This is a genomic window from Azospirillum sp. UFLA03-27, from assembly GCF_059803775.1.
The window spans coordinates 1-7,421 of the sequence record NZ_JAUQTX010000293.1 but is presented as its reverse complement, the minus strand read 5'-3'; the positions used below and the strand labels follow the sequence as shown (position 1 = coordinate 7,421).

Sequence of the window (7,421 nt, the reverse complement as noted above, 5' to 3'; positions counted from 1 at the left end):
GTATAATCGTCGGCAGCGTCAGATGTGTATAAGAGACAGGGGTGGGGGAGCGGGTTTCACCGACGCACGTTCGCTGCTGCGGAAAATTCAGAAAAATCCTTCGAACGCAAAAGGCTGGCCGCTAACCCTCCTTCGTTCCAGCGCGCCGCCCCGAGCCATCAAGCGATCAATCAGAAAAACACCTTCAAAGCAGCGCAAGTACTCGACGTATCTTCATTGCCTCAAATATCCTCAAAATCCGCTCTTCCGGACATAGTCACACATGTCTTGGATTGCCGGAATTAAGCAACATTCCTGGCAATATTTCGTTAACCATAAACCGCCAGCCTCCGGCCCAACGCGAATGGCAACGAGGGCTGAGAACAATGGGCATCGCCAAGGGCTTCCTGCACACGGACGGCAACCAGATCGTCGATTCGTCGGGTCAGAACGTCAAGCTGACGGGCGTCAATTGGTTCGGCGGCGAGGGCTTCGTCTTCAACCCCAACGGCATGGACATGCGCGGGTACTGGGGAATGATGGAGCAGATGAAAGAGATGGGCTTCAACACCATCCGCCTGCCGTGGAGCGACGCGGCGCTGGACGCCGACCGGGCGACGGGCATCGACACCTCCAAGAATCCCGACCTCGCGAACAAGTCCCCGCTTGAGGTCATGGACAAGGTGATCGACTACGCCGGGCGTATCGGCATGAAGGTCATCCTGGACCACCACCGCTCCAGCGACGGTGCGTCGGCCAACGAGAACGGCCTGTGGTACGACGACAAGTACCCGGAGTCGAAGATGATCGAAAACTGGAAGATGCTGGCCGAGCGCTACAAGGGCAACGACACGGTGGTCGGTGCCGACCTGCACAACGAGCCGCACGGTCAGGCGACCTGGGGTGGCGGCGACAAGGCCACCGACTGGGCCTGGGCCGCGGAGCGCATCGGCAACGAGATCCAGTCCGTGAACAAGGACTGGCTGCTGCTGGTCGAGGGCGTCGAGATTCACGAGAACCAGTGGGAGTGGTGGGGCGGCAACCTGCGCGGCGCCAAGGACCGCCCGATCGAATTCGACAATCCGGGCAAGCTGGTCTACTCGGTCCACTCCTACGGCCCGTCCATCCATGAGATGGAGTGGTTCAAGGCCAGCGACTACCCGAACAACCTGCCGGGCCAGTACACCGACAATTGGGGCTGGCTGCTGAAGGACGACAAGGCGCCCGTGCTGGTCGGCGAGTTCGGCGGCAAGCTGGAGACCGATCAGGACAAAGCCTACATGGCCAAGCTGATCGACTACATGAACGGCGACCTGGACGGCAACGGCACCAACGACTTGGGCGCCGGCAAGGAAGGGGCGAGCTGGACCTACTGGTCGTGGAACCCGAACTCGGGCGACACCGGTGGCATCCTGAAGGACGATTGGCAGACGGTCGACCAGACCAAGTACAACGCCATCAAGGAAGGCCTGTTCGACGGTGGCGGCAGCCCGGCCAAGGCCGCCTGGGCGCCGGCGAAAGCCCAGGCGCTGGGTGAGGGCGACATCAACGTCCTGTCCCACACGGTGACCCAGCCGCAGGTGGCGGACCACAGCACCGCCGCGTCGGTGGCCGCCGCGCTCGCCGCCCAGACGGTGGAGCTTCCGCCGGTCGACGCCGCGCACGATGCCTCGGCGCTGCACCACGACCCGCTGGACGTCCACACCGGCGCCTGACCGGCCGGCTACAATCCCCTCCCCCGTCCCGGGGGAGGGGGTTCTGTTTGCAACGCACCTGGAACCCGCCGCTTGCACCGCGTGTGGGAGGGCGCTAACTATGCCCGTTCCACAAGAGTCGCCGGCCCGCCACAGCGTCGGCCACCTTCAGGCGTCGGAGAGTGTGCGTTGAAGTACGTCAGCACGCGGGGCCAGGCCCCGGTCCTGGGTTTCGAGGAAGTCCTTCTGGCCGGTCTCGCGCGTGACGGCGGCCTCTATGTCCCGGAAAGCTGGCCGCAGTTCTCGGCTGACGAGATCCGCGCGATGCGCGGCCTTCCCTACAGTGAGATCGCCGTGCGCGTCATGCTGCCCTTCCTGGGCGGGGCCATCGCCGAGGACGATTTCCGCGCCATTGTGAAGGACGCCTACGCCAGCTTCGACCACACTGCGGTTGTGCCGCTGGTGCAGCTCGACCAGCGCACCTGGGTGATGGAGCTGTTCCACGGCCCGACGCTGGCCTTCAAGGACGTGGCGCTGCAGCTGCTCGGCCGTCTGTTCGACCATGTGCTGGCCAAGCGCGGCGAGCGGGTGACCATCGTCGGCGCGACCTCGGGCGACACCGGCTCCGCCGCCATCGAGGCCTGCCGCGACCGCCAGAACGTGGACATCTTCATCCTGCACCCGAAGGGCCGCACGTCGGAGGTGCAGCGCCGCCAGATGACCAGCGTCCTCTCGGACAACGTGCACAACATCGCGCTGCACGGCACCTTCGACGACTGCCAGGACCTGGTGAAGGCGCTGTTCAACGACATGGCCTTCCGCGACAAGATGGGCCTGTCGGCGGTGAACTCGATCAACTGGGCGCGCATCATGGCCCAGATCGTCTATTACTTCGCCGCCGCGGTGGCCCTGGGCGCGCCCGACCGCAAGGTGGCCTTCACCGTGCCCACCGGCAATTTCGGCAACGTCTACGCCGCCTACGGCGCGCGGGCGATGGGCCTGCCGGTGGAGCGGTTGGTCGTGGGATCCAACGCCAACGACATCCTGGCCCGCTTTTTTGCCAGCGGCACCATGTCGGCGGCTCCGGTCGTGCCCACATTGAGTCCCAGCATGGACATCCAGATCTCCTCCAACTTCGAGCGGCTGCTGTTCGACCTGCTGGGCCGCGACGGCGCCGCCGTGCAGGCCGCCATGGACGGCTTCCGCGCGGAGGGCAAATTCGCCGTCACCGACGCGCAGTTGGCTGAGGCGCACGCAATCTTCGCCGCGGGCCGCGCCGACGACGCCCGGACCATGGACGTCATCAAGGAGGTCTGGGAGAAGACCGGCGGCTATCAGGTCGATCCGCACACCGCCGTCGGCATCCATTCGGCGGCGACCGCCCCGGTCGATCCGTCGGTTCCGGTGGTGGTGATGGCGACCGCCCATCCGGCCAAGTTCCCCGACGCGGTGGAGACGGCGACGGGCCGGCGCCCCGTCCTGCCGCCGCGCCTGGCCGATCTCTACGAGCGGGAGGAGCGGCTGTCCGATCTGCCCAACGACGTGGCGGCGGTCCAGGAGTTCGTCGTCGCCCGCGCCCGCGCCGCCAAGGAGGCCGCATGAGCATCCGCGTGACCACGCTGCCGAACGGGCTGCGCGTCGCCACCGACACGATGCCCGGCGTGCAGTCGGTCTCGCTCGGCTGCTGGGTCGGGGTCGGCACGCGCAACGAGTCCGCGAGCGTCAACGGCGTGGCGCATCTCGTCGAGCACATGCTGTTCAAGGGCACCGAGCGGCGCTCCGCCTTCCGCATCTCCGAAGAGATCGAGAATGTCGGCGGCCAGCTCAACGCCTACACGACGCGCGAGCAGACGGCCTATTACGCCAAGGTCCTGCACGACGACACGGCGCTGGCGCTCGACCTCATCGCCGACATGCTCCAGAACTCCGTCCTCGACAGCGAGGAGCTGGTGCGGGAGCGCACGGTGGTGCTTCAGGAGATCGGCCAGTCCGCCGACACTCCCGACGACATCATCTTCGACCATTTCCAGTCCACCGCCTATCCGGGGCAGGCGCTGGGGCGCCCCGTCCTGGGGTCGGCGGAGATCGTCGGCGCCCTGTCGCGCCCGGCGCTGGTCGATTACATCGACGGCCATTACGGCGCTCCGGGCATCGTCCTGGCCGCCGCCGGGCGGCTGGAGCACGACCGGCTCGTCGACATGGCTCTATCGGCTTTCGACGGTTTGTCCTCCCGCCCGGCGCCGGAATCCGAGGACGCGTGCTACGCCGGGGGCGACTTCCGCGAGGCGCGGGACCTGGAGCAGATGCACCTCGTCCTCGGCTTCGACGGGGTGGGGGTGCACGACCCGGACTATTACGCCCATTCGGTGATGTCGACGCTGCTCGGCGGCGGCATGTCCTCCCGTCTCTTCCAGGAGGTGCGGGAGAAGCGCGGGCTGGTCTATTCCATCTACACCTTCTCCGGCGCCTACCGCGACGGCGGGCTGTTCGGCGTCTACGCCGGCACCGGCGAGGACGAGGTGGCGGAGCTGGTCCCGGTCGTCTGCGACGAGCTGATGCGGGTGACCGAGGACGTGACCGAGGAGGAGGTGGCCCGCGCCGCCGCCCAGCTCCGCGCCGGGACGCTGATGGCGCTGGAAAGCTCCATGTCGCGCTGCGAGCAGCTCGGCCAGCAGCTTCTAGTCTACGGGCGCCCGGTGCCGGTGGAGGAGATCGTCGAGAAGATCGGGGCGGTCGACCGCGAGTCCATCGTCCGCGTCGCCCGGCGCCTGCGCGAGAGCCGCCCCACCGTCGCCGCGCTCGGCCCGATCGGACGGCTGGAGGAGTATGACCGCATCGCCGCGCGGTTCCGGTAAGGGACGCGCCAGGGTGGGAGGGGCAGCATGATCCGCCTGCTCGGCGGTGGTCTCATCAGCCCGCCGGCGGTCCGCCTCGACGGGCCGATCTGCTACATCCGCCCGCCGCTGCCGCGGGACTGGCGGGAATGGGCCGACCTGCGGGCGGACTCCCGCGCCTTCCTGACCCCCTGGGAGCCGACCTGGCCGGCGGACGCCCTGACCCGCGCCGCCTTCGGGCGCCGGCTGCGGCGGCAGGCGCAGGAATGGCGCGACGACCAGGGCTACAGCTTCCTTGTCTACGACCGGGCGACCGACCGGCTGGTCGGCGGGCTGGGCCTGACCAACCTGCGGCGCGGCGTGGCCCAGATGGCGACGCTCGGCTACTGGGTGGGGCAACCCTACGCGCGCAACGGCTACATGTCCGGTGCCACCCGGCTGGTTCTGGATTTCGCCTTCGGGCAATTGGGGCTGCACCGGGTCGAGGCGGCCTGTCTGCCGACCAACGCGCCCAGCCGCGGCCTGTTGGAAAAGGTCGGCTTCACTCACGAAGGCTATGCGCGCGGTTACCTGCGCATCGACGGGGTGTGGCGGGACCATGTCCTCTACGCCATCCTGCGCGAGGAGTGGCGGGGCTAGCCCGTCCGGTCGGGGTGCGCCGCTCCCATTTCCCAAGCTCTTGTCCTGGTCGGCTTAACCCGCGGTTAAGGGAGCGGGCGCAGGCTGACGGCATGTCCTTCCCATTGAGCGAGGCGGATATGTCGCTGAACCCTACTTGGACGAAAGAAGATTCCCTGACCTATGCCGTCGAACTGGACGGACGCCGTGTCGATCTGCGCTATGAGGCGTCTGGTTTCCAGAGCGGCTGGGCGGTCTACGCCGGTGACGAGCTGGTCGAACGGTGCAGCGAGCTGATGCAGGCCCGCGGCCTTGCCTTGGCGATCGCCAGCAAGGGTGCGTGAATCACAAGTTCTGACATGAGATCCCGCCGCTTGCGGTGCGGCGGGTCGTACTCTTGATCAGGAGGGGGCGCCGTCAGGCGTGCCCGGCCTCCGCCGACAGCATGGACAGGCTGACGCCGAGCTTGGCGATGGAGCGTTCCCACTTGGTGTCCAGTTCGGGATCGAACAGCAGCGTCTCGTCGCAGGGCACGTTCAGCCAGCCGTTCGCCTGGATCTCCGCGTCCAATTGCCCCGGTCCCCAGCCGGCGTAGCCGAGCAGCAGGAGGTTGCGGCGCGGTCCGCGGTCTTCGGAAATCGCGCGCAGGATATCGATGGTCGCGGTCAGCGCCACCTCGTCGTCCACCACCAGCGTGCCGTCCCGTACATAGTCGGTTGAATGCAGGACGAATCCGCGCCCGGATTCCACAGGGCCGCCATAATGAACGGGCATGTTGGCGATCGGCTCCTGGATTTCGATCTCGAGCTGTTCCAGCAAATCCTCGAAGGTGACCGATCCGAACAGGCGATTGACGACGAGGCCCATGGCGCCGTCGTCGTTATGGGCGCACATGTAGATGACGGTCCGCTGAAAACGCGGGTCCGTCATGCCCGGCATGGCGATCAGCAACTGGCCGGTCAGATAGTCCGAGGACTTGGTCAGGTGCGGCATGGGCGCTATCCTTGTGTCGGGGGACGGGCGGACCGCTGGGCGGCCACCCGAAGCCGTCTTCGCCCGAGTGTGACAGCACGGGCCAAGCTTTGTCATCCATATACAGCCGCGGCCGATGGGCGGCCCGCTGCGTCTTGATATGAGAACAGTCGGTGCGATGAAAAGGTTTGTTCCGTTCCTGCTCGCCGTCCTGGCCTTGGCCGCACCCGGAATGGGGAGGGCGGAGACCGGCTCCTGGGTCAAGTCCGGCCCGGTGGAGGCCCGGCTCGTCGCGTCGGTTCAGGGGGCGGGCGACCTCGCCAAAATCCCCCTGGGGCTGGAAGTCCGGCTGGAGCCCGGCTGGAAGACCTATTGGCGCACCCCCGGCGACGCCGGTTTCGCGCCGCGGCTGGACTGGTCGGAGTCGCGGAACCTCAAGGCGACGGAACTGATCTACCCGGCCCCGCACCGCTTCACCGTCCTGGGCTTCGAGACGGCGGGCTACGACGCGGAGGTGCTGTTCCCCATCGCCGCCACCCCGGCGGAACCGGGCAAGCCGCTCGACCTCGCGCTGAAGGCGGAGCTGCTGGTCTGCTCGACCATCTGCGTTCCGGAGATGGTGGCGCTGTCCCTGTCCATCCCTGAGGGGCCGGCGACGCCCGGACCGTCGGCCAACGACATCGCCCGTGCCCAGTCCCTGGTCCCCGGTGACGGGCGGGCGTCCGGCCTGACCGTCACGGCGGTGCGCGGCCAGGGCGCCGTGCTGGAGGTCGAGGTGACGGCCCGCGAGTCGATGGTCGCCCCCGACGTGTTCGTGGAAACCGACCCGCCGGTGACCTTCGCCGCGCCCAAGAGCCAGTTCCTCGACGGCGACCGGCGCGCGATCCTGCGGATGGACGCGACCGACCCGCAGCCCGGCCTTGACCTCGCCGGACGGGCGATGACGCTGACGGTGGTGGACGGCAACCGGTCGGCGGAGGCTCCGGCGACCGCCGCGGCCGGGCTGGGCGGCCGTGCCGGGGCGGCTCCGACGGGGCTGCTGGCCATGCTGGGCGTCGCCCTGCTGGGCGGGTTGATCCTGAACCTGATGCCCTGCGTGCTGCCGGTGCTGTCGCTGAAACTGCTGTCCATCGTCCAGCATGGCGGGCGGGCGCCCGCGGCGGTGCGCGCCGGCTTCCTGGCCTCGGCGGCGGGCATCCTGACCTCCTTCCTGATCCTCGCCGGGGCGCTGGTCGCGGTGAAGGCGGCGGGCGGTGCCGTGGGCTGGGGCATCCAGTTCCAGCCTGTCTCTTATACACATCTGACGCTGCCGACGATTATACGC

At 67.8% G+C, this 7,421-nt stretch carries 7 protein-coding genes; 6 read left to right on the top strand and 1 reads right to left on the bottom strand.

The annotated features are described in order from the left end of the window. The first annotated feature begins 365 nt into the window (after window positions 1-365). From Q4I23_RS28435 to Q4I23_RS28415, 5 genes are all read left to right on the top strand, one after another. Window positions 366-1,694: a glycoside hydrolase family 5 protein gene (locus tag Q4I23_RS28435; protein WP_498528434.1), complete on the top strand. Its 1,329-nt coding sequence runs from the start codon at window positions 366-368 to the stop codon at window positions 1,692-1,694. 168 nt (window positions 1,695-1,862) lie between these two features. Beyond that, window positions 1,863-3,275 carry a threonine synthase gene (gene thrC, locus Q4I23_RS28430; RefSeq protein WP_498528433.1) on the top strand — a complete coding sequence of 471 codons (1,413 nt, stop codon included), beginning with the start codon at window positions 1,863-1,865 and terminating at the stop codon, window positions 3,273-3,275. Continuing rightward, complete coding sequence (locus Q4I23_RS28425) at window positions 3,272-4,528, top strand: M16 family metallopeptidase (RefSeq protein ID WP_498528432.1); 1,257 nt, start codon at window positions 3,272-3,274, stop codon at window positions 4,526-4,528. The genes thrC and Q4I23_RS28425 overlap by 4 nt, the downstream gene beginning before the upstream one ends. Window positions 4,529-4,555: 27 nt before the next feature. After that, window positions 4,556-5,146, top strand: coding sequence for a GNAT family N-acetyltransferase (locus Q4I23_RS28420; RefSeq protein ID WP_038527111.1), 591 nt, complete (start codon window positions 4,556-4,558; stop codon window positions 5,144-5,146). Window positions 5,147-5,238: 92 nt separating this feature from the next. Then, window positions 5,239-5,469: a hypothetical protein gene (locus Q4I23_RS28415; RefSeq protein ID WP_498528431.1), complete on the top strand. Its 231-nt coding sequence runs from the start codon at window positions 5,239-5,241 to the stop codon at window positions 5,467-5,469. Between the two features lie 73 nt (window positions 5,470-5,542). Here Q4I23_RS28415 and Q4I23_RS28410 read toward each other — a convergent pair whose 3' ends face one another. Next, a complete protein-coding gene (locus tag Q4I23_RS28410; RefSeq protein WP_454018654.1) occupies window positions 5,543-6,118 on the bottom strand; it encodes a YqgE/AlgH family protein in 576 nt (191 codons plus the stop codon). 157 nt (window positions 6,119-6,275) lie between these two features. On the opposite strand from Q4I23_RS28410, the gene Q4I23_RS28405 reads away from it, so the two are divergent. Continuing rightward, a partial coding sequence (locus tag Q4I23_RS28405) for a protein-disulfide reductase DsbD domain-containing protein (protein WP_498528430.1) occupies window positions 6,276-7,421 on the top strand: 1,146 nt, incomplete at its 3' end.